Origin of the sequence: Candidatus Accumulibacter contiguus, from assembly GCF_036625285.1 — a bacterium.
Lineage (GTDB): Bacteria > Pseudomonadota > Gammaproteobacteria > Burkholderiales > Rhodocyclaceae > Accumulibacter > Accumulibacter contiguus.
In genome coordinates this window covers 112,406-132,187 of record NZ_JAZKUC010000003.1, presented here as the reverse complement: position 1 = coordinate 132,187, position 19,782 = coordinate 112,406, and the positions used below count along the sequence as shown (strand labels likewise).

The 19,782-nt window shown below is 64.9% G+C and carries 24 protein-coding genes; 7 read left to right on the top strand and 17 right to left on the bottom strand.

Annotation, left to right across the window (positions count from 1 at the left end; genetic code table 11):
* Window positions 1–16: 16 nt before the first annotated feature.
* Window positions 17–574, bottom strand: coding sequence for a ligand-binding sensor domain-containing protein (locus V5B59_RS25630; RefSeq protein WP_169071733.1), 558 nt, complete (start codon window positions 572–574; stop codon window positions 17–19).
* A 118-nt stretch (window positions 575–692) separates the two neighbouring features.
* Here V5B59_RS25630 and V5B59_RS25625 point away from each other — a divergent pair, with 118 nt between their 5' ends.
* From V5B59_RS25625 to V5B59_RS26450, 3 genes are all read left to right on the top strand, one after another.
* Window positions 693–1,475, top strand: coding sequence for an SIR2 family NAD-dependent protein deacylase (locus V5B59_RS25625; protein ID WP_169071734.1), 783 nt, complete (start codon window positions 693–695; stop codon window positions 1,473–1,475).
* Window positions 1,476–1,856: 381 nt separating this feature from the next.
* Entirely contained in the window at window positions 1,857–2,192 is a 336-nt protein-coding gene (locus tag V5B59_RS25620; protein WP_169071735.1) for a nucleotidyltransferase domain-containing protein, read from the top strand.
* Window positions 2,140–2,601, top strand: a complete 462-nt coding sequence (locus V5B59_RS26450; protein ID WP_408612964.1) for a HEPN domain-containing protein — start codon at window positions 2,140–2,142, stop codon at window positions 2,599–2,601. The genes V5B59_RS25620 and V5B59_RS26450 overlap by 53 nt, the downstream gene beginning before the upstream one ends.
* Here V5B59_RS26450 and V5B59_RS25610 read toward each other — a convergent pair.
* Genes V5B59_RS25610 through V5B59_RS25590 form a run of 5 tightly spaced genes read right to left on the bottom strand, consistent with a single transcriptional unit; the run spans window position 2,585 to window position 4,814 of the window.
* On the bottom strand, window positions 2,585–3,151 hold the full coding sequence (locus V5B59_RS25610) for a Tll0287-like domain-containing protein (protein ID WP_169071737.1): 567 nt from the start codon (window positions 3,149–3,151) through the stop codon (window positions 2,585–2,587). The genes V5B59_RS26450 and V5B59_RS25610 overlap by 17 nt on opposite strands.
* Before the next feature lie 20 nt (window positions 3,152–3,171).
* The gene (locus tag V5B59_RS25605; protein WP_169071738.1) at window positions 3,172–3,564 is read right to left on the bottom strand and encodes an OsmC family protein; all 393 of its coding nucleotides are present in this window, start codon (window positions 3,562–3,564) and stop codon (window positions 3,172–3,174) included.
* A gap of 30 nt (window positions 3,565–3,594) precedes the next feature.
* On the bottom strand, window positions 3,595–4,041 hold the full coding sequence (locus V5B59_RS25600) for a YeeE/YedE family protein (protein ID WP_169071739.1): 447 nt from the start codon (window positions 4,039–4,041) through the stop codon (window positions 3,595–3,597).
* A gap of 9 nt (window positions 4,042–4,050) precedes the next feature.
* Complete coding sequence (locus V5B59_RS25595) at window positions 4,051–4,485, bottom strand: YeeE/YedE family protein (protein ID WP_169071751.1); 435 nt, start codon at window positions 4,483–4,485, stop codon at window positions 4,051–4,053.
* Window positions 4,485–4,814 (bottom strand): ArsR/SmtB family transcription factor, encoded by a 330-nt coding sequence (locus V5B59_RS25590; protein WP_248595040.1) that lies wholly within the window; start codon window positions 4,812–4,814, stop codon window positions 4,485–4,487. Before V5B59_RS25590 ends, V5B59_RS25595 begins: the two co-directional genes overlap by 1 nt.
* A gap of 188 nt (window positions 4,815–5,002) precedes the next feature.
* Between V5B59_RS25590 and V5B59_RS25585 the strand changes: the two genes are divergently transcribed.
* Entirely contained in the window at window positions 5,003–5,869 is an 867-nt protein-coding gene (locus tag V5B59_RS25585; RefSeq protein ID WP_248595041.1) for an MBL fold metallo-hydrolase, read from the top strand.
* 16 nt (window positions 5,870–5,885) lie between these two features.
* Window positions 5,886–6,704, top strand: a complete 819-nt coding sequence (locus V5B59_RS25580; protein ID WP_169071753.1) for a sulfite exporter TauE/SafE family protein — start codon at window positions 5,886–5,888, stop codon at window positions 6,702–6,704.
* Between the two features lie 163 nt (window positions 6,705–6,867).
* On the opposite strand, the gene V5B59_RS25575 is transcribed toward V5B59_RS25580, so the two are convergent.
* The 7 genes from V5B59_RS25575 to V5B59_RS25545 form a co-directional block, all read right to left on the bottom strand.
* Window positions 6,868–7,491 (bottom strand): type II secretion system protein, encoded by a 624-nt coding sequence (locus V5B59_RS25575; protein WP_211203514.1) that lies wholly within the window; start codon window positions 7,489–7,491, stop codon window positions 6,868–6,870.
* A gap of 2 nt (window positions 7,492–7,493) precedes the next feature.
* Window positions 7,494–7,946 (bottom strand): type II secretion system protein, encoded by a 453-nt coding sequence (locus V5B59_RS25570; RefSeq protein ID WP_169071741.1) that lies wholly within the window; start codon window positions 7,944–7,946, stop codon window positions 7,494–7,496.
* Window positions 7,947–8,205: 259 nt separating this feature from the next.
* Window positions 8,206–8,745, bottom strand: coding sequence for a type II secretion system protein (locus V5B59_RS25565; RefSeq protein WP_169071742.1), 540 nt, complete (start codon window positions 8,743–8,745; stop codon window positions 8,206–8,208).
* A gap of 3 nt (window positions 8,746–8,748) precedes the next feature.
* Window positions 8,749–11,247 carry a secretin N-terminal domain-containing protein gene (locus V5B59_RS25560; RefSeq protein ID WP_169071743.1) on the bottom strand — a complete coding sequence of 833 codons (2,499 nt, stop codon included), beginning with the start codon at window positions 11,245–11,247 and terminating at the stop codon, window positions 8,749–8,751.
* A gap of 2 nt (window positions 11,248–11,249) precedes the next feature.
* On the bottom strand, window positions 11,250–11,828 hold the full coding sequence (locus tag V5B59_RS25555; protein ID WP_169071744.1) for a hypothetical protein: 579 nt from the start codon (window positions 11,826–11,828) through the stop codon (window positions 11,250–11,252).
* A complete protein-coding gene (locus V5B59_RS25550) occupies window positions 11,825–12,427 on the bottom strand; it encodes a hypothetical protein (protein ID WP_169071745.1) in 603 nt (200 codons plus the stop codon). Before V5B59_RS25550 ends, V5B59_RS25555 begins: the two co-directional genes overlap by 4 nt.
* Entirely contained in the window at window positions 12,424–13,131 is a 708-nt protein-coding gene (locus V5B59_RS25545) for a hypothetical protein (RefSeq protein ID WP_332352519.1), read from the bottom strand. The genes V5B59_RS25550 and V5B59_RS25545 overlap by 4 nt, the downstream gene beginning before the upstream one ends.
* 151 nt (window positions 13,132–13,282) lie before the next feature.
* On the opposite strand from V5B59_RS25545, the gene V5B59_RS25540 reads away from it, so the two are divergent.
* Window positions 13,283–13,852 (top strand): hypothetical protein, encoded by a 570-nt coding sequence (locus V5B59_RS25540; RefSeq protein WP_332352518.1) that lies wholly within the window; start codon window positions 13,283–13,285, stop codon window positions 13,850–13,852.
* On the opposite strand, the gene V5B59_RS25535 is transcribed toward V5B59_RS25540, so the two are convergent.
* Genes V5B59_RS25535 through V5B59_RS25520 form a run of 4 tightly spaced genes read right to left on the bottom strand, consistent with a single transcriptional unit; the run spans window position 13,836 to window position 17,784 of the window.
* Window positions 13,836–15,533 (bottom strand): GspE/PulE family protein, encoded by a 1,698-nt coding sequence (locus V5B59_RS25535; RefSeq protein ID WP_332352517.1) that lies wholly within the window; start codon window positions 15,531–15,533, stop codon window positions 13,836–13,838. The two genes, V5B59_RS25540 and V5B59_RS25535, sit on opposite strands and share 17 nt — an antisense overlap.
* A complete protein-coding gene (locus V5B59_RS25530; protein ID WP_332352516.1) occupies window positions 15,530–16,726 on the bottom strand; it encodes a type II secretion system F family protein in 1,197 nt (398 codons plus the stop codon). Before V5B59_RS25530 ends, V5B59_RS25535 begins: the two co-directional genes overlap by 4 nt.
* Before the next feature lie 18 nt (window positions 16,727–16,744).
* Window positions 16,745–17,185: a type II secretion system major pseudopilin GspG gene (gene gspG, locus V5B59_RS25525; protein ID WP_332352515.1), complete on the bottom strand. Its 441-nt coding sequence runs from the start codon at window positions 17,183–17,185 to the stop codon at window positions 16,745–16,747.
* The gene (locus V5B59_RS25520; RefSeq protein WP_332352514.1) at window positions 17,182–17,784 is read right to left on the bottom strand and encodes a lytic transglycosylase domain-containing protein; all 603 of its coding nucleotides are present in this window, start codon (window positions 17,782–17,784) and stop codon (window positions 17,182–17,184) included. The genes gspG and V5B59_RS25520 overlap by 4 nt, the downstream gene beginning before the upstream one ends.
* Window positions 17,785–18,311: 527 nt before the next feature.
* On the opposite strand from V5B59_RS25520, the gene tnpC reads away from it, so the two are divergent.
* Window positions 18,312–19,751 carry an IS66 family transposase gene (gene tnpC, locus V5B59_RS25515; RefSeq protein WP_169072211.1) on the top strand — a complete coding sequence of 480 codons (1,440 nt, stop codon included), beginning with the start codon at window positions 18,312–18,314 and terminating at the stop codon, window positions 19,749–19,751.
* Window positions 19,752–19,782: the final 31 nt, after the last annotated feature.

The window sequence follows — 19,782 nt, the reverse complement described above, 5'->3', positions numbered from 1 at the left end:
GGCAGGCTGCCGGCTGTCAATTCCGGTGCCGGGAAAAGCTGCCGCTGCGCGGGTCGAAGCGCTCCAGCCCGCCGCCCTCGCTGCCGATCCAGATGCCGCCCGCCGCATCCTCGACCAGGGCGCAGATGGTCGGCAGCGCGCCGGCCTTTCCGTCATCGTCGCCGCGGTGGAAACTGACGCGTTCGCTCGCCGGATCATAGACCGCCAGGCCATCCCATTCGGTGCCTATCCACAGGCGGCCATCGCGCCCCGCCAGCAGTACACGGATCCAGCCGAGGTTGCGTTTGCCGGGGTGTGGGCTATCGCGTTCCTGGGCGCGAAAGCGGTAGCCGTCAAAGCGCACCAGGCCGTCGCCCTTGGCTATCCACATGAACCCGGCGCGGTCCTGCGCCACCGTCGGCACCACGTAGCGCGGAATGATGCCGACACCGACCGACTCGAAACGTGGCTCGACCAGAGGATTCCCGGCGTCGGGAAACGCCGGGGTAGCAGCGTGGACCGAACTGGCGGCAATGAGGGCGATGAGGGCAAGCGGCTGCTGTTTCATCGCACTACCGTCTTGATGAAGATCCATTTTCTCCATGCATGTATGATGCGTAGCAGTCACGCCTTGCGAAGCGGGGCGCAGTCGTCATCTCCCGGCCGAAGCAAACCCGCTTATCCCTCCAGCAAATTCCACCAGCCATGAAGCCATGACTTCCCTCATCTCGATTACAATCCCGCAGGAACTGATCACGGCGTTGCATGAAGCGAAGCATGTCCTGGTTTTTACAGGAGCCGGGGTTTCTGCAGAGAGCGGCATTTCCACCTTCAGGGATCCGCTCACTGGCTTGTGGGAGCGTTTCGATCCCGAAGACCTCGCCACCGCCAATGGATTTCGTCAAGACAAGGCGTTGGTCTGGGGTTGGTACGAATGGCGGCGAATGAAGGTATTGAAGGCGCGGCCCAACCCCGCCCACCGGGCGATTGCCGAACTGGCGCAACATGTGCCCAGGCTTACCGTCGTCACGCAAAACGTGGACGACTTGCACGAACGCGCCGGCAGTACCGATGTGCTGCATCTCCACGGCAGCCTGCATTCCCCGCGTTGTTTTGCTTGTGCCCGTCCTTTCAGTTTTCCGCCTGGCATCCCCGATGAGCCAGAAGGTGGGCGGCGGCTGTGCCCACCTCAATGCAGCCACTGCGGCGGTGATATCAGACCCGGGGTCGTCTGGTTTGGTGAAAACCTGCCCGAAGATACGCTGAAACAGGCGTTCGCCGCTGCAAGAGAGTGCGATCTGCTATTCGCCATCGGCACGTCCGGCATTGTCCAACCCGCAGCACGCATTCCCTCTCTGGCCAAGAAGGCTGGCGCGAAGCTGGTCCAGGTCAACCCGCAGGGAACACCGTTGGATTACGAGTGCACCTGGTCGCTACGGGGAGGTGCCGGGAAGATCATGCCCAGCCTGGTGCAGATGGCATTCCTGTGGTCATGACATGATCTGGTCACGCAAACCCCTGCTGCATACACGTCGGGCTCGCCGAGACATGCCGATCCCGGAAGATTTCCGGGTAACGCCGGCAAAGAAGATCGTCAAGTGCCTTTTGCATGGCTATGCAAACTTCAGTTCCCGTAATGCTCCGACATGGGCCGACAACAAAGTCTTCAGGAACTCCTCGCTGCATGTGCCCTCCTGGGTTCTTTTCATCAAATCGTCAACGATGTCTCTGACTTTCGGCCTGAGTGGGGGCAACTCCCTGACAAGATCATCGAGCGTCTCTCTGGCGAATCGCTCAAGTCGACGGGTCATTTCTCTGGCCGTCTTTTGCGCGACTTCAGTTGGAAAAACGAGGCTTCCGATAAGGAGCTGCCTGTGATGCAAAGCGAAGAAGATAGTCTGATCCGTCAGATCGTCGAGGTGATCGTTCGCGAGGCTGACCCGGACGCGGTGATCCTGTTCGGTTCGCGTGCGCGCGGTGAGGCGCGGCCGGAGTCCGACGTCGACCTCCTGATCATCGAGCGAGCACCCTTCGGCCCGCAGCACAGTCGCCGCCAGGAGACGGCGCGGCTGTACCTTGCCCTGCGCAAACTGGCCGTGTCCAAGGATCTGCTGCTCTACAGCCGCGACGAATTCGAGCGCTTCAAGGACTCCTCGCACCATGTCATTGGCCGCGCCAGACGGGAAGGCCAGGTCTTGCATGCGAGAGCTTGACCAGACTCGGGCCTTGCTGGTCATGGCCCGCAAGGACTTCGATGCGCTGCGTGGCATGATCGACAATCCGCTGTTTGCCGATGAAATCTTCGGCTTTCATGCCCAGCAGGCCATCGAAAAAGCCCTCAAGGCCTGGCTTGCTACTGCTGGCCATCGGCGCCTTCGCGCTCGGCACCTACCACCGGGTTTTCGAGGCCGAGCTGATCCAGCGTTCGAGCGACCCGAACACGGCCGACCCCGTCGTCGGCTCGCTGCTCGTCGTCCTTGTCTTCGAGGCGGCGCGGCGCATCCTCGGCTGGGCGCTGCCGGTCATCTGCGGTCTGTTATGGTCGGTCTCACCCTCACCGGCGTGCTGATCCGCGGCACCGCGCTCGCCGCACGCCTGTCATCATTCAGAGGGGGCGCTTGACCGTTAGAGCACCGCGGATCTGTCCTTTCACGTAACCGGTTGCGCGGTCGTTCGGGTAGTGGTCGGCCAGCTTCTGCCGCAGGTCGGCATCGAGTCCTTCGACGGGACCGTGGCAGCCGAGGCAGATCTCGCTGACCGGCAGCGCCTTCATGTAGCGCAGCACCGGCCGACCGTCGACGGTGACGATCTCGCTCTTCTCGATCGTGTCGGCCTTTTCGCCGCTCGCTGCGCGGCGGTCGAAGTCGGCGAGCTGTGCGGCTTCCCAGGCATCCGGCGTACCGCGCTCCGCGTTGCGGGTTTTCAGGCTGACGCGCCGGATGTCCCAGCCGGTTTCGGCGCGCTTCTTCCCGATCAGCTGTGGTGCCAGGTCCTTGCAGACGGGAATCGCGCCGGCAACTCCCTCATTTGCCACCGCTTCCTGCATCGTGGCGATGACCTTGGGGATGACGGGCAGGACGGTGCTCCTGGTTTCGGCGCTCAGCGCAGCCAGATCCTGGGCGCAGACGGGCAGAGTGCAGACGAGCAAGGCGATGCTGACGGGTAATTTCATGGTGATGATCCTCGGTTTGTTCAGGCGACAGTGACGGGCGTTTCGCTGACCGAGAAGGCAATGTCTGCACCCGTCTGGACGATCTTCTTGACGGCACACTCGTTGATCGCCTGGAGAACGCGTTCTCTCTGTTCAGTGGAGAAGCTTTCGGGAAAACTGACTTCGGTGCGGAAGCGGGACAGCGTCAGCGGACCGCCGTGGCCGGCGAACGGCCTGCAGCCGATCCTGATTCCGGCTGCAGACACGCCCATCGCCTTGCACTCCTTCTTCGCATAGACAGCCGCGCAGCTCGCCAGCACAGCGTAGAAAGCCTCCAGCGGGTTCATCAGCGAACCATCGACGGCGTAGCTCACCTGATGCTTGCCGCCGCTGACCGTAATCACCTTCGAATCATCGACATTGACCGAATACATGCAACTCTCCTGATAAAGATGGGCCCCGGATCAATTGTCCGGAACTGACTGCGCCTGGCGCGCGCGCGACAGGCGCTCGAAGGCGGTGAAGATGGCCATGCCCGCGAGCATGGCGAACACGAAGACCAACCCCTTGTCCGCGCCGGTGCCAAGCAGGACGAGAGCCGGCCCGGGGCAGATTCCCGCCAGACCCCAGCCGATGCCGAACAGCGCGCTGCCGATCAGCAGTCGGCGGTCGATCTGCCGGGCAGTCGGCATCTGCAACGGCTTGCCGCGCAGCGAGGTCTGCCGCCGCCCGGCAACGCGGAACGCAAGCAGGCCGACGGCAATCGCCCCGGCCATGACCAGCGCCAGAGAGGGATCCCAGTCGCCGGCGAGATCGAGAAAAGCGAGCACCTTGGCCGGGTTGCTCATGCCGGAAACGATCAGGCCGCAGCCGAAGAGGAGACCGATCAGCAGTGAAATCAGCACGCTCATGTGAAGCTCCTAGGCGAAAAGATGGCGACCGGCGAAGGCGGTCGCGAAACCGGCGGTCATGAAGACGATGGTGGCGACCAGCGAGCGCGGCGACCGGCGCGACAGCCCGCAGACGCCGTGGCCGCTGGTGCAGCCCGAACCGAGCCGGCTGCCGAAGCCGACCAGCAGTCCGGCGACCACGAGCGTTGCCCAACCGGCATCGATGCGGCTCTGCGGCAATTCGGCAAGCGCTCGGTAAAGCAGCGGCGCTGCCACCAGCCCGAGCGCAAACGCCATCCGCCAGGCGACGTCGCCCTTCCGGAGCGGTTGCAGCAAGCCGCCGACAATGCCGCTGATGCCGGCGATGCGTCCTTCGAGAAGAATCAGCAGCGCCGCCGCGAGGCCGATCAGCAGGCCACCGGCAAAGGCGCTGGCGGGTGTGAAATGCAGCCAGTCGATGGTGATCATGGGTTCTCTTTCCGTGCTTGCGGGCAGTACAGTTCATAGAGCGTGCCGAGCAGGGCGAGCACCCGTGCGTCGGCGACCGAGTAGTAGATCTTCTTGCCGTCACGCCGCGTGTTGACCAGCCCTTCGCTGCGCAGAACGCCGAGTTGCTGCGACAACGTCGGCTGGTGGAGATCGAGCAGTTCCTCGAGCTCGCCGACGCACTTCTCGCCCTGGCTGAGCTGGCACATCAGCAGCAGGCGGTTGGCGTTGGCCAGCACGCCGAGGACGGCCGTCGCCCGGCCAGCCGCGGCGCGCATCGATTCGATATCAAGAGTTGTGTTGGGCATGGCTCGATCTAGTCATCAATTTATACTTGACAATATTATGTTTTAAAGTATTATGTATGTCAACATATTGTGTGACTGGCCGATACCGGGCTGCCGCCACAGCGGTCGCTCATCAGCAACTCGCGGTGCGGGGCTTTCGTCGCGCCGTGTAAATGCACGGCGGCCAGTCGCTTACCAGGGATACCGCCATGCACATTGAAGGTTTCTTCGATCCGTCGACCAGCAGCAACAGCTACCTCGTTTTCGATGCCGACCGAACGCGCTGCGTCGTCGTCGACAGCGTGCTTGATTACGATCCGCGCGCGGGAAGGATCGGAACCGACCATGCCGACCGTTTGATCGGCCGCGTCGCCGAAACCGGCGCCCGCGTCGAGTGGATTCTCGAGACGCACGTCCACGCCGATCACCTTTCCGCCGCCGCCTACCTCAAGGAGAAGCTTGGCGGCCGGACAGCCATCGGCAAGCAGGTGACCGTCGTGCAGAGCGTGTTCGGCAAGCTGTTCAACGCCGGACCGGGTTTCGCCACCGACGGCAGCCAGTTCGACCATCTCCTTGCCGACGGCGAGACGATCACCGTCGGCAGCCTGAGCATCACGGTCATGCACACACCCGGCCACACCCCAGCCTGCGTCAGTTACCTGTTCGCCGACGCTGACGAGCAGGCGGTATTCGTCGGCGACACCCTGTTCATGCCCGATACCGGCACCGCCCGCTGTGACTTTCCCGGTGGCGATGCGCACACCCTCTATCGTTCGCTGCGCCGCCTACTTGCGCTGCCGGCGGCGACCAGACTCTATCTCTGCCACGACTACCCGCCGAGCGAGCGGCCGAACTCCTTCGTCAGCACCGTCGGCGAGCAGCGCCGCGGCAATATTCACGTGCACGACGGCGTCAGCGAGGAGGAATTCGTCGCCCTGCGGAACCGCCGCGATGCGACGCTGGCGGTGCCGGTCCTGCTGCTTCCCGCCGTGCAGGTGAACATGCGCTGCGGCATGCTGCCCGAACCCGAGGGGAACGGGACGCGCTATCTGAAGATCCCGCTCAACACGATCTGAGCCGACGATGCCGATACTGAGCGACCCCTCCGTCATGGCCCCGCTGCTCGGTGCCGCTGTCGGGCTGATCCTCGCCCTGACCGGCGCCGGCGGTGGCATCATTGGCGTACCGCTGCTGGTCTTCGGGCTCGGGCTACCCATTCAGCAGGCCGGACCGATCGGCCTGCTGGCTGTCGGCCTGGCCGCCGGACTTGGCTCCCTGCTCGGCCTGCGCCAGGGAATCCTGCGCTACCGCGCCGCGGCGTTGATCGGCGTCTGTGGACTGCTCACCGTGCCCGCAGGAGTCTTCCTCGCACAGCGCATCCCGAATCAGCCGTTGACGCTGGCGTTTGCACTGCTGCTCGCCTGGACGGGCTGGCGAGCCCTGCGGCGCGTGCGCTTACAGCCGGACAGTGGCGAGTCGGCCACCAACCCCCGACCCTGCCGGCTGAACCCGGATGTCGGACGATTCGACTGGAATTTGCCTTGCGCCTGCGCGCTTGGCGGAACCGGTCTACTGAGTGGTCTCCTCAGCGGTCTGCTGGGCGTCGGCGGCGGCTTCGTCATCGTCCCCGCGCTCACCCGCTACACCGATCTGCCGGCCGAGAGCGTCATCGCCACCTCTCTCGGCGTCATGACGCTGGTTTCGGTCGGTGGCATCGCGGCGGCCGCGGCGGAAGGCAGCATCGTCTGGCCCATCGCCCTGCCTTTCGGCGGTGGCGCGATCGCTGGCCTGCTGCTCGGCCGTGCTCTTGCCGCGCGCTTCGCCGGCAGACGCCTGCAGCAGAGCTTTGCCGTCCTCTGCCTGATCGTCGCGGCCTTGCTGATCGGACGCGTGGCGAGCGCCGTCGTCTGATCGCCGAGTGAGTCGCATACGCGACTTTCACATTAACCCGCCACAGACTCTAAGGCTCTGCTGTCGCGGCCGGAATGAAGGCGAAGGCGTGCGTGTCCAGGTGCTCAAGCATCACCCGGCGCTCGCGTGGGTTGTCCAGTCGGCCTCAGCTCATCGACCAGAATCATCGGGACGGTCCTGGTTGCGCTGGAAAGACAACCGGGTTCGGCGAGGGAAACGGTCCGGAGAGCTGTGGGGGAACCAATGGGTTCGCTATCGGCAAGGGGGTGTTTGCCCCCTGCCCCGGCCCGGTTCTGACGCCTGTCGCGATAGGCATCACGACGAACCGCCATTGCGAATAGCGCGACTTCTCTTCGAAGGCCTGATTCGCAGTTTCGAACCCGGCGATCTTGATCGGGTGGTCGTCGGAGAGGCTGTGGATCCCCATGATCCCGCCACCTGGCGCCGGCACCAGACCCCAGTCGTTCTTGCCGGTAATCGGGTCGGGATAGAGCTGCCGCAGGTGTCGGCGAACGCCGGGATAACGCGGATCCTTGAGCAGGTCGGCGAGCGATCCGGGGTAGCGGCGGTCACCAGCGGGACTGCTGTTGAGGTAGCTGCTGATCGCCCGGCGATAGGCGTCGCCGACCTCGAGCAGGCGCTGCTCGGCTTCTCGCCGCTGGACCAGACTCCCCAGGGTCAGCGTCGCACTCGTCGCCAGCGCCAGGACGGCGACCAGGATCATCAGCCCCAGGTAAGTGAAGCCGGTCTGCAGACGGCGTTCGGAAAGGCAGTGAGCGGGCGGCATCGCTAGAGATCGGCGAAAGGCTTGCCGTCGAGGGTGCTGCCGGGCGCGCCGCTCTTGAGGTCGTAGACCTTGCCCTTGGCGTCGGGCGAATTGTTGGTATTGGTGGGCGCAATGATCGTCCAGGTGCTGCTACTCGCGGTGATCGGGTCGTAAGGCAGCGAGCGCAGGTATTTTTCGCTGACCAGCTCGTCGAGGCTCTCGGGATAACGCCCCTTGTCGCCGTAGAACTTGTCTATCGTCTCGCGGACGAGATGCAGATTCTCGCTGAGCACCGCTTCCTTGGCGACGTCGACGCTGTGGATGTACTTCGGTACGGCCAGGGTGAGCAGCAGCGCGATGATCGACAGCACGACGAGCAGTTCGATCAGCGTGAAACCCTGCCGGTGCCGGCCGACGCAGGACACGCCCGGCAAACGGTCATGACTTTGCAAGACACCCCCGATGATGAAAGTCATGACCGTTTCCCTCCCTTGCCGGGCGCATTCCGGCTTGCACGCCGGAATCGTTCGATGGGCGCAGAGCATGCTCCGCGAATTCCCCATCTCACCCCCCAACCCCTTCCACGGCCCGCGCTGCATCGCGGGCCGGCTGCGGCGGCGCGGAGCGGTGCTCCGCGAAACCCCGCCTGCGCCCCCGCGAGTGGGGAGGGGAGATTCGTGAGTCGCTCGCGACTTTCATAGTAACGGCCGCGCTGCCTGGGCGGATTCCCGATCCCTACCATTTGCGGTAGGGAATGCCGTTGAGGCCGATGCCGCTCGATTTCGAGTACACGTCGTACACGTCCTCGCCTTCCTTGGGGTCATCAGGCTCGCTGGCGTAGGCGCGTTTGGCCCAGGTCTCGGCCGCCGGCAGCGCGGTATCCGGATGCAGCGGATCGCGCGGGATCCGTCGCAGGAAGTAGATCTTGCGATGCTTGGGGTCACGCAGATCCTCTTCGCCATCGACGAGGATCTGCAGGTTTTTCGGATAGCCGGTGTCGTTGAGTGATTTCCGGATGCGCCCTTCGTCGCTGGCTTTCTTGTAGAGGTCGATGCCCGCGCGCAGCTCGCGCAGCGCCAGTCGGAGGTCCTGCTCGCGGCTGCGCTGCAACGAGGTCTGCGCCACCGGGACGACGATCGTGGCGAGGACGGCGACCAGCGCGAGGGTGATCAAGAGTTCGATCAGCGAAAAGCCGCGCGCTTGATGTGCGCTTTCCCTTTCCGGAGCTCGCGAGGGCCTCCGGAGGCGCAATGGAAAGGCAGGTGCGGGCGGCATCGCTCAGGGTGTGATCGTCAAGGCGTGCGCTCCGGGCAGGGTGGGATTGATCGTCAACCCCCCCGATGCCACCGGAGCAATGGTGATCAATTCGACGCGCGCGGTGCCGGCTGCCAGGGCCCGGAAATTGATGGTGGCGAGGGTGTCCGGGGCCGTGGCGCCACCGTCACCGGATCGCGTCGCGGTCATCAACACCTGTCCGCCAGGGTCAATGCGATAGGTGAAGCTGGTCTGCGCGCCACCCTGCTTGAGGAAACCGCCCTCGCTGACATTGGCGACCTGCAGCAAGCGTGGATCGAAGCCGATCGCCAGGGGCACGCTGACTACCGGCCGATCGGTCTGCATCACCAGTTGCAGCGCGAAAGTGTCACCGACCCGGATTTGTGTCGGCCCCTGCCAGAGCAGCAGAGCCGATCCAGCCGCCTGCAAGGCTGGCTGGACAGCGGACGGCGACAGTGATTCCGGCTGCAGCGTGCTGCCCTCGACCGCCGACGCAAAAGGATTGACCGGCGAGGATGCCGCGCTGGTCTGCGCGGTCGCTGCCTGCGCGTTGAGCCCCGATCCGGATTGCGCCTGCGGTGCGAACGGATTGACCTGCCCGCCGGGAGTTGCCGATCCGCCAGGCTTGGCCGTCCCGGCCGCGGGCGGAGCAGAGGCGGCCAGCGAGGGCGCCAGGGCGCCGAACACCGGCGCGGCCCCGCCGCTGCCGCCGCTGCCGCCGCCGCCATCAACCCGGCCACGGAAGCTGGTTTCGGTGCCGCCATCGAACTCGGCCAGATAGGCTTCCGGCCGATGAATGTTGCGCAGAATGCGGGGCGTGATCGAGAGCACGATTTCGGTCTTGACGCCCTCGTCGTTGTGACTGCCGAACAGCCGACCGAGGATCGGAATGTCGCCGAGAAAAGGCAGCTTGCTGGCGGTTCGCCGGTCCTCGTCGCTGATCAGACCGGCGAGCAACTGGTTCTCGCCATCCTTGAGGCGCAGCACGCTGGTCGCCGTGCGCGTGCCGATCTGGTAGGCGACGGTGCCGTTCTTGGTGGTGATCTTGTCGACGATGTTGCTGACTTCGAGCGTCACCTTCATCGCCACTTCGTTGTCGAGATAGATCGTCGGTTCGATGTCGAGTTTCAGGCCGACATCGATGTAGGTGACCGATTCGGAAGAGAAACCAACGGTCAGGGTCGAGGTGATGTTCGGTACTCGCTCGCCAATCAGGATCTTGGCCTTTTCCCGGTTGCGCGCGCGAATGCGTGGGTTGGCGAGCAGGTTGACATCGCTGTCGAGCTGATTGGCTCGGACGGTGACCGGACCCACCGTGACGCCAATCGTCGACGAATTCAGGTCGCGCAGATTCTGCACGGTCAGACCATCCACCGGCAATGCCCGCAGCGCGACTGCGTCCGGCCAGTTGACCCCCAGCGCCTGCAGGCGCGAGCGCTTGACCTCGAGAATCTCGACTTCCAGCATCACCTCGGGTTCCGGCACGTCCTGCAGCGCAACCATCTTGTCGGCCAGACGGATCGCTTCCGGACTGTCGCGGATCAATAGCAGGTTCAGCTTCTCGTCGACCACGATGTCGCGCGTCTTGAGGATCGTCTTGAGCGTGGCCGCAACCGTCTTGGCGTCCGAATTCGCCAGGTAGTAGGTCTTGACCAGCAGCGCCTGGTATTCCTTCTGCTTGGCTGGCGTATTCGGGTAGACCAGGATCGAGTTGCCATTGAGAACCCGTTGTTCGAGCTGGTTGGTCAGCAACAGGACGTTGATCGCGGCCTCGATGGTGCTGTTGCGCAGAAAAATGGTGGTTTTCTGGTCGGCGCGAATGTCCTTGTCGAAGACGAAGTTGAGACCCGAAGTCCGTGAAATCACTTCGAAGACCGTCTTCAGCGGCGTATCCCTGAACTCGATGGTGATCGGTTTCCGGAAGGCTGCGGTCAACACCGACTCTTTCGCTGCCTTGGCGGCGCTCTCTTCGATGACTTGTTGCAGGGCCAGCGCGCGCGCGTGTTTCGGGTTCGCGGTCAGGATCGTTCGCAAGCGCGCCAGCGCACTTTCGCCATCCTTCTTCGTCCACGCCTGTTCGGCTTCCTGATAGAGGAGGTCATGCCGGGCGGCGCTCTCGATCAGCCGCAAACCGGCCAGTGCACGCGGATTGCCAGGCTGCAGCTGCAGCACGCGGCGGTAGGCGGCCTCGGCGTCGGCGTAGCGCAGAGCGGCCAGCGCACGCTCGGCCTGGTCGATGCCGGCATGGATCACTCTTTCCTGAGCGCGGGTATAGCCGATGCGGTACTCGACGGCACCCGGGTCGAGAAGCATCGCTTCCTGGATTTTGGCCAGACCGGCTTCGACCTTCTGTTCGGCCAGCAAGGCCTGCCCTTCGCGGTAGGCATTCTGCGCTGCACATCCGGCCAGCATGAGTGCCGCTGCCACCCCCAGGCAGCGACGCCGCCATTCACTCGCTCCTGTTCCTGTCGATCCGATCTCGCCGGAATTTCGCCTGCTCACGATTACGATCCTCCGATCGGGATGGTTTGCGACTGTTGCAAGGGCAAATAGAGCAGCGTCAGCGTCGGTGGCCTGATTTCCTGGACCCGGTAGAGACCGGTCAGGGTCATCCCCTCGCGAACGATGAACACTTCTTCGCCACGTCCGAGGTAGGCTTCCCATTGCCCCGCTTCGAGCTTCTTGCCGAGGTACACGAAGGGCAGCGGCGGCGCCATCGGCGGCGGCGGTTTCGCCGGCTTCTCGGGGATCGGCGGTGGCGGCAGCCAGCTCAGCGAGGGAAAGAGGTCACGAAGTTCACGACTCGCCTGCTCTTCGGCCACCGCCGGGATCAACTGTGCGCGCGCAATCAATGCGGCGACTTCCAGGCGGGTCGATGCCTTCTTCTCCGCTGCGGCCCCGGCTGGCCGGCCAGCGTCGGACGCCGGCGAGGATACACCAGTGCCAGGGCGGCCGCCAGTCCGTGGCGCAGCAGCTTGCACGACCTCCCCGCTCGGCGCATCCACCGGCGTCTTGTCGCCAAACAGCGCCAGCCACGCCGCCGCGACCAGCAGCAACCACAGGATCGAGCGACGGCGATTCATGGGTCGATGCTGCTGCCAGCATCGGCGGCACCGGCCGGCCGCAACCACAGGGTCAGGCGAACCCTGGCTTCGATCTGGTTGATGCCGATCTCCTCGCGCTTGAAGCCGAGTTCATTGAGCGCGGTGTAGGGCTGCGTGGCGAGAATCTCCTCGATCCAGCGCCGCACGTCGGGGTAGCGCCCTTGCACCGGCACGATCATCTGCAAGGTATCGACCTGCGCCTTGGCATCGTGGCCACGCAGGTACTCGGCGCGTGTGGCCAGCAGGCGATGTGCTGCCGCCGCATCGAGGATGGCCTGGATGCTCGGCCGCACCTGATCCTCTGCGGCCAGAGTCTCACGAAAAGCCCCGTAATGACTTTCCGAAGGAGATACGGGCGCCGCCGGCGGCTCCGGGCTGCTCGCCGCGAGTGCCCGCAGTTCTTCGAGAATTGCCTGTTTTTTAGACAGATCGGCTTCCAGCCTGGGAATCACGACGATCGCCAGGCCCAGCAGCAAGCAACCCAGGACGGCCAGCAGCAACCACCAGGGACCATGCCGCCGCAGCCAGATCTCGGCGGCCAGCCGTAAGCGGTCGACGAGCAGTGCCAGCCGGTTCACGGCTCTTCCTGGGGCGGTCCACTCGCCACTTCGCCCGCTCCATTCTCGAGCAGCGCCTCGAACAGGAAACGCAGCGGCCGCGTCGGATCCTTCTCGTTGATTTCCTGTTTGCTGACCATAGCACCGGCAAAAGGCCGGGTCGATCCGAGCGCCGCCAGGTAAGCCAGCAAGTGTTGATGATTTTTCGCCTCGGCAAGACCCTTGACCAGTCGCCGGCGGTGGTCCGGTTCAATCTGCAGCAGGGCGATGTCGGGAGTCGCGACGCTTTCGAAAGCGTCGAGCAGCGCCGGCCAGGGGGTATTGAGCTGCCCGATGGCGCTGTTGATGGCGAGGATCTCCGGCTCGGAGAGGACCCGCGACACGCGCGCTGGCGGCGTTTGCAACACCACCTGTTGCCGCGCCAGCGCGAGCGCGGCATTCGCGGCCTCGACCTGCTGATCGAGTCGCAGCCATTGCCAGAGGATCGCCATGCCGACAAAAAAGGCCAGCAGCGCGAGCGCGACCAGAAACAGCCGGGCGCGCGCCGCGACCGGCAGACGCCACAGCGACTGCTCGACGAAATCGACCTGGAGTCGCTTCATCGCGGCCCTCCGGCCAGCGCCAGTTGCTCGGCCACTGGCCGCTCGCCCGGCGATCCCTTCGGGCAAGGCAGAGGGATGGTCCGCGAAACGATCCCGGCAACCGTCGCCGCTGCCGGCAACCATTTGGCGCCTCCTGTCCATAACAGCGATTGCCCTGGCGGCATGCGCCCACACCGACCGCGTTGCGCAGACGCTCCTGTTCGAGCAGCGTTTCGAGTTCGGCCAGATCCGGCGCCGCCGGCAGCCGCAGCGTACGCAGGCCGGCGAGTTCGCCATGCTGGTGGTGAACCAGCGTCAGGGTACGCGCGAAACCGATCCCCAGCCAGCCGTCGGCAGGAATCGCAGGACATACCCGGTTCCAGACGCGAACCAGCGCCGGGGTCGCCGAATCCAGCCGCCAGCCCTGCGTGCGCGCCAGACCTTCGAGCGCCTGGTAGAGTTCCCGCGGCAGCGCGCAGCTCACGAAAGGCGCCGCCGCCTGCCAGTCGGCAGCCAGCAGCCAGGGCTCGGCGGACTCGCCGTACAAGGCCGCAAAGCGTGCCGCTGCACTCGCCCGCAGTTCGCGCAGACCCCGCGCACCGCGCGGTGGCATGACCACGAAGCTGCGCGCCAGGCTGTCATCGAGCGTCACCACCAGCGGAAGGCGGGCCGCATCGGCGACCGGCTGCGCCGGCGCCAGCGCCGACAGTGCGCCGCACAGCGCTGCCAGCGATGCCGGCTGCGCCGGGTCGAAATCGAGCGCCGCCAGCGTCTCGACTGCCGACTTCGCCACCGCCGGCAGCGCCAGCAGCACCGCACTATCGGCAGCGCAGCCGAGCAGCAATCGCTCAACCCGAAAGCGTGACACGACGCAGCTCTTCGAGCGTGGTTTCACCGTGCGCCACCAGGCGCAGCGCGGCCTCGGTCAGGCTGCGCGTGCCGTTTCGGTACGCGAGTTCCTTCAGTTGCCGGATCGGGCGCTTCTCGATGATCAGTTCGCGCAGCTCGTCGTTCAGGTTGAGGATCTCGGCAACCGCTTTGCGCCCACGATAACCGCTGCCACGACAATCACCGCAGCCGCGGCCGCGCCGGAAATCGAAATGCGCCAGATCGTCGCCGGCCAGATGAAAGCGCTCGAGTTCGGCATCGCGCGGCGTGTCGGCTTCGCTGCAGCGGCTGCAGTTCACGCGCAACAGGCGTTGCGCCCAGATGCCATTGAGCGCCGAGGCAAAGGCGTAGGGGTCGATGCCCATGTGGGTGAAGCGACCGAAGACGTCGAAGACGTTGTTGGCATGTACCGTGGTCAGCACCAGATGCCCGGTCAGCGCCGACTGGACGGCGATTTCGGCGGTCTCGCGGTCACGGATTTCGCCAACCATGATCTTGTCGGGGTCGTGACGCAGAATCGAGCGCAGGCCACGCGCAAAGGTCAGCCCTTTCTTGTCGTTGACCGGAATCTGCAGGACGCCGGGCAACTGGTATTCGACCGGATCCTCGATGGTGATGATCTTGTCGCGACCGTTGTTGATCTCGGAAATCGCACCGTACAGCGTCGTGGTCTTGCCCGAACCGGTCGGGCCGGTGACCAGCAACATCCCGTAGGGTTCTTCGACCAGCCGGCGCAGCGACTTCAGGGCATGCTCGTCAAAGCCCAGCGAGTCGAGCGTCAGTGAACCATGCGCCTCAATGACGCCGCGCTTGTCGAGGATGCGCACGACTGCGTCCTCGCCGTGGATGCACGGCATGATCGACACCCGCAGGTCGATGTCGCGGCCGGCAACCTCGACCCGGAAGCTGCCGTCCTGCGGGATGCGTCGCTCGGCGATGTCGAGTTCGGCCAGCACCTTGAGGCGCGAGATCACCTGCTCGGCGAGCGCCACACCGCTGATCTGGGCGACCGTATCGAGGACGCCGTCGAGACGGTACTTGATGGTGATGCCGCTGGGCGTGCTTTCGAGGTGGATGTCGCTGGCGGCGGCCCGCACTGCGTCATAGACGGTCGAGTTGACGAGTTTCACCGCCGGACTCGAAGCGCCACTGACCGAAGCGAAGCTCAGCACCTCGGCCGTACGTCGCTCGGGCGCGCTACCGTCATCCTGCACCAGCGAATGCACCGCGTGCAGCGACTCCTCATGCTTCGACAGATAGGCCTGAATGTCCGCCGCCAGCGCCAGGCAGTAATGCACCGGCGTGCCGGCCAGGCTGCCGAGCCAGACCATGCTGTCGGCGTCGAAAGGATCGGCGATGACGCCGAGGATCTGGCAGTCACCCGCCGCCTGCGGCGAGCGCAGCAGCACGCAGCCGCGCGTCTGGGCCTTGACCAGCGGCAACCGGTCGAATGCCGGATCACAGGCCAGCATCGCGGGGGTATCGATGGCCGGCAGGCGAAAGCGCCTGGCCAGATCGGCGACCAGTTGGCGGGGTTCGCTGCCGGTCAGCGCCTCGAGTTCGCTGAGCAGCGAACGTCCCGACAACAGCGCCTGGCGCCTGGCCTTGGCCAGGATGTCGTCGGCCAGGAGGAGGTCGCCGAGCGCGGGCGCGTTCATTGCAGCGCCCCGGCGAGGTCGAAGATCGGCATGTACAGCAGCACCACGATCAGCCCGACCAGGAGGCCGATGGCGGTCATCAGCACGGGCTCGAAGACCTTGGTGAAGCGCTCGATCCAGCGCGCACTTTCACCCTCGTAGAACAGCGCCGAACGTGTCAGCATCGCTCCGAGCTGTCCTGAGCGCTCGCCGACGCGCAGCATGCGCAAGGCGATCGGCGTCGCCAGGCCGCAGTGGTCGAAACCCTGCGACAGCGTGCCGCCGTCGGAGATGATGCCGCGGGCGACCAGCAGTGCCGCGCGTGTCGTCGGTGAAACGGTGTTGCCGACAATATCGAGGGCCGCCAGGATCGGAATGCCGCCTTCGAGCAACATGCCGGTAGTCAGGTACAGCCGCGACAGTTCGATGATGCGTACACGTTCGCCGATGCCGGGCAGGCGCGTCAGGAAGACGATCCAGCGCCCGCTACCGATGAAGTGACGCAGCCCGTAGGCCGCCGCCAGCGCCAGCACCAGCACGCTGGCGAACACCAGGTCGGTATGCTGACCTACGAACTGTCCCCAGTCGAGCAGCAATTGCGACAGCCAGGGCAGCGAACGGCCGCTGCCCTGATAGACGCCGGCGAAGCGCGGAACCACGTAGCCCATCAGGAACAGGGTCACGCCACAACCGACGATCAGCAGGATGACCGGGTAGATGAGGGCGCTGATCATCTTGTTGCGCACCGTCTCCAGGCGCGTCTGGTAGTCGAGGTAGCGCGCCAGCGCGCGCGGCAGATCGCTGGTTCCCTCGGCAGCGCGGACGATGCCGACATAGAGCGGTGGGAAGACGTCGGGTTGGCGGGCCAGCGCCGCCGAAAAACGCAGACCCTCGCGCAGGTCGCGCGTCAGGCGCTCGAGCACCGACCGCGAACTCGGCGAAGACTCTTTTTCGAGCAGCGCCTCGAAGGCCTCGACCAGGCTCAGTCCGGCTTCCAGCAAAGCCAGAAGTTCGGCGCTGAAGAGCAGCAACGAGAACGCCTTGTTGCCGCGACCCGGCACGGCTCCCATGACCGGGGCGGCGGCAGCCTGGATCGACAGCGGTTGCAGTCGCTGCTGCTGCAGCATGCGGCCCGCTTCAGCGGCATCCGGGGCATCGACGCTGTGCGTCTCGATCAGATTGTCAGGCGATAAGGCGCGAACCTCAAAGCGCATCCCGTCTCCGCAACAGACTCATTGATTGCTGACGTCGGCGGCATCCCCGCTGCCGCCGGGCTGGCCGTCCTTGCCGTAGGACACGATGTCGAAGTCGCCGGTGGTGCCTGGCGAGCGGTAGAGGTACGCGCGACCCCAGGGATCGAGCGGCACCGCTTTCTGCAGGTATGGCCCGTTCCAGCGGGTGGCATTGGCCGGCCTGGTCAGCAGCGCATTGAGTCCTTCTTCAGTCGTCGGATAGTGGCCGACGTCGAGCCGGTACGTATCGAGCGCGCGCGCGAAAGCCTCGATCTGTGCCTTGGCGACGCCCTGCTCCGACTTGCCCAGCTGCGAGAAATACTTCGGGCCGACATAGGCTGCCAGGAGACCGATGATCGTCACCACCACCAGCAGTTCGAGCAGGGTGAAGCCGCGCGCGCGGCGCCGATCCGGGGAGCTGCCGTCTGCGGGTAGGATCATGGCCGGTTTCCCCGCGCCGCCGCAGCGAGTACCGCCGGGACATACAGCATGGTTTCGGGATACGGCGGAATGCGCCCGCGGTGCCTGGCCACCGCTCCCTGGCCGGCGTTGTAGGCGGCCAGTGCGAGGGCGACGTTGCCCTGATGCGCGTTGAGCAGATCCCTGAGATGACGCACGCCGGCATCGATGTTCTGTGCCGCATCGCCGGCATCGGTGACCCCGTAGCGGGCGGCCGTCGCCGGCATGAGCTGCATGGCGCCGAGTGCGCCCTTCGGCGAGACGGCCCGGGCGTTATACCCGGACTCCACCCCGACCACCGCCGCCACGAGTTCAGGTGCGACCTGGTGGAGGCGTGCGTAGTGGTCGATCAGCGGCGTCAATTGCAGTTTTCCGGCGGCCTGGTCCACCCTCGCGAGCTTCCTTGAAGCCGTGCCGCGATCCTGGGGCGGGTTCTCGCCGCGGATCAACAGCCGGTAGCTCGGATCGAGGCGCTGGCTGGCGTAGCTCGGCACACCATCGGCAGCATACGAGACGTAAACGCTGCCCGTCGCGCAAGCCATCGCAGGATGCAGCAACAGACCGCCGGCGAACCAGGCCAAGGCGACTCGCAGCCGCTCTGGCTGCGCCCAGGAACCAGCAGATTTCCCCCTTGAACGACCCATTGGTGACTCGGCAGGCAAATTTCGAGAGCAGAGGATAACACGCTGCTGTCCAAATTGTGATCAATGGTAGAGTTCCCGGCCAGGATCGTCGGACCAAAAACCGCTTTACAATTTCGACCGGATGGACTATAACCCGCCGAACGAAAGGGTCAGACCTGTGGCAAACACTGCCCGGCCCCATCGGCCGGCAAAGCCTCGCGGAGTGGCTGGCCCAACAGCCGTAAAAACCGTTCGCCCGAGAGCGGGCGCAGCAGGCAGCACAGACTGCCGACCAATGAGCTGAACGCCAGGCAAGGGGCCTGGCCTTGATTCGAGGTAACTACTCAGGAGTCCTCCGCCAAGCGGACAGGCTGAAGCGTGGCGACGCTCAGGTACTGGAATTTTTGCTCAGAGCGAACGTCCAAGCTTTCAAGAGAACCCAGCATTGACCTCGCAATGGATAGGCTTCGTACAGGTGAGTGGGCATGGACGAGATTCCCGACCTTGAACGACTGAGTGTTGCCGAGAAGGATGATCTGATCCGCGAGCTTTGGCCCTTACGTGCGCTGGTGCGGCAGTTGAGGGGAGAAGTGGAGAAGCTGCAGGCGAAGGTGCAGGAACTGGAAGGTCGAGGGGCCAAGAATAGCCACAATTCGAGCAAACCACCGTCCTCGGATGGGCTGGCCAAGCTGCCGGCCAAGCCCCGTTCGCTGCGCAAACCGGGGCAGCACCCGAATGGCGGACAGCCGGGGCATACTGGACACACGCTCCAGAAGGTAGAAAAGCCGGATCGAGTCGTCGTGCATTTGCCCGCGGCCCACTGCCACGCGTGCCAAGGCCCCCTGGGGGAAGCGACGATGGCCGAGAGCCGGCAGGTGTTCGATCTGCCGCCGTTGCGCTTTGAGGTCACCGAGCATCAAGTTTGGGCGGCGACCTGCGCCTGCGGCGAGGTGTGCCGTGGCGAGTTCCCGGAAGGCGTTTCTTCGCCGGTCCAGTACGGGCCGGCGGCGTTGGCGGCAGCGGTGCATCTGACGCAACACCACATGATGCCGGTGCAACGCACGTCGGAGCTGATGGACGATTTCTTCGGACTGCCGATGGCCGAAGCCACGGTACTCGCCGCCTCACAGGAGGCCGGGGTCCGGCTGACGCCGACGGTGAGCACCATCGGCCAGGCCCTTCAAGTCGCCGATGTCGCGCACGCCGATGAGACCGGGCTGCGTGTCGCCGGCTCGCTGCACTGGATGCACGTCCTGGCGACCACGCTGCTGACCTGGGTCGCCTGCCATGCGAAACGCGGCAAGCAGGCGTTCGATGCCCTGGGAATTCTGCCCGGCTTCCTGGGCACCCTCATTCACGATGGCTGGAAGCCTTATCGTGACCTCCTCTGCAAGCACGGTCTGTGCAATGCCCATCACTTGCGCGAGCTGACCTACCTCTTTGAGGATCTCGGGCAAGCCTGGGCCGGCCGCATGATCGATCTCCTGCGGACGGCCTGTCATGAGGTCGGTCAGACCGGCGCGCCGCTGCCGGAATCCCGCCGGGCGTTCTTCCTGTCCCGCTACGCCGACATTCTCAGTGAAGGGGAAGCCCTCAATCCCCGGGCTCCACCCTCGGGCAAACGCGGGCGTCCCCGGCAAAGCAAGGCGACGAACCTCCTCCTGCGCTTGCGCACCTACACCGACGATGTCTGGCGCTTTGCCACGGATCCCGGCGTTCCGTTCACCAACAACCTGGCCGAGCAAGCCGTGCGCATGTCCAAGGTCAAACAGAAAGTCTCCGGCGGCTTCCGGACCAAGAAGGGGGCCGATGCCTACTGCATCATTCACTCGTATCTCGCAACCATGCACAAGCAGGGCGCCAATCTCTTCCACGCCCTGATCCTCACTTTCCAGGGCCAGCCCCCTCAGCCTCGCCTCGCTTGAGCTTCGGCGTGGTCGCCCTGAGTAGTTACGA

What these genes read in the sequence shown, in the direction of transcription:
- V5B59_RS25530 (WP_332352516.1), bottom strand. Translation starts at nt 16,726, where the DNA reads ATGCGCTTTGAGGTTCGCGCCTTATCGCCTGACAATCTGATCGAGACG.
- V5B59_RS25620 (WP_169071735.1), top strand. Translation starts at nt 1,857, where the DNA reads ATGCAAAGCGAAGAAGATAGTCTGATCCGTCAGATCGTCGAGGTGATC.
- V5B59_RS25545 (WP_332352519.1), bottom strand. Translation starts at nt 13,131, where the DNA reads ATGGTTGCCGGCAGCGGCGACGGTTGCCGGGATCGTTTCGCGGACCAT.
- V5B59_RS26450 (WP_408612964.1), top strand. Translation starts at nt 2,140, where the DNA reads ATGTCATTGGCCGCGCCAGACGGGAAGGCCAGGTCTTGCATGCGAGAG.
- gspG (WP_332352515.1), bottom strand. Translation starts at nt 17,185, where the DNA reads ATGATCCTACCCGCAGACGGCAGCTCCCCGGATCGGCGCCGCGCGCGC.
- V5B59_RS25590 (WP_248595040.1), bottom strand. Translation starts at nt 4,814, where the DNA reads ATGCCCAACACAACTCTTGATATCGAATCGATGCGCGCCGCGGCTGGC.
- V5B59_RS25570 (WP_169071741.1), bottom strand. Translation starts at nt 7,946, where the DNA reads ATGACTTTCATCATCGGGGGTGTCTTGCAAAGTCATGACCGTTTGCCG.
- V5B59_RS25540 (WP_332352518.1), top strand. Translation starts at nt 13,283, where the DNA reads ATGCTGGTGGTGAACCAGCGTCAGGGTACGCGCGAAACCGATCCCCAG.
- V5B59_RS25605 (WP_169071738.1), bottom strand. Translation starts at nt 3,564, where the DNA reads ATGTATTCGGTCAATGTCGATGATTCGAAGGTGATTACGGTCAGCGGC.
- V5B59_RS25565 (WP_169071742.1), bottom strand. Translation starts at nt 8,745, where the DNA reads ATGCCGCCCGCACCTGCCTTTCCATTGCGCCTCCGGAGGCCCTCGCGA.
- V5B59_RS25600 (WP_169071739.1), bottom strand. Translation starts at nt 4,041, where the DNA reads ATGAGCGTGCTGATTTCACTGCTGATCGGTCTCCTCTTCGGCTGCGGC.
- V5B59_RS25555 (WP_169071744.1), bottom strand. Translation starts at nt 11,828, where the DNA reads ATGAATCGCCGTCGCTCGATCCTGTGGTTGCTGCTGGTCGCGGCGGCG.
- V5B59_RS25610 (WP_169071737.1), bottom strand. Translation starts at nt 3,151, where the DNA reads ATGAAATTACCCGTCAGCATCGCCTTGCTCGTCTGCACTCTGCCCGTC.
- V5B59_RS25575 (WP_211203514.1), bottom strand. Translation starts at nt 7,491, where the DNA reads ATGCCGCCCGCTCACTGCCTTTCCGAACGCCGTCTGCAGACCGGCTTC.
- V5B59_RS25535 (WP_332352517.1), bottom strand. Translation starts at nt 15,533, where the DNA reads ATGAACGCGCCCGCGCTCGGCGACCTCCTCCTGGCCGACGACATCCTG.
- tnpC (WP_169072211.1), top strand. Translation starts at nt 18,312, where the DNA reads ATGGACGAGATTCCCGACCTTGAACGACTGAGTGTTGCCGAGAAGGAT.
- V5B59_RS25630 (WP_169071733.1), bottom strand. Translation starts at nt 574, where the DNA reads ATGGATCTTCATCAAGACGGTAGTGCGATGAAACAGCAGCCGCTTGCC.
- V5B59_RS25625 (WP_169071734.1), top strand. Translation starts at nt 693, where the DNA reads ATGACTTCCCTCATCTCGATTACAATCCCGCAGGAACTGATCACGGCG.
- V5B59_RS25585 (WP_248595041.1), top strand. Translation starts at nt 5,003, where the DNA reads ATGCACATTGAAGGTTTCTTCGATCCGTCGACCAGCAGCAACAGCTAC.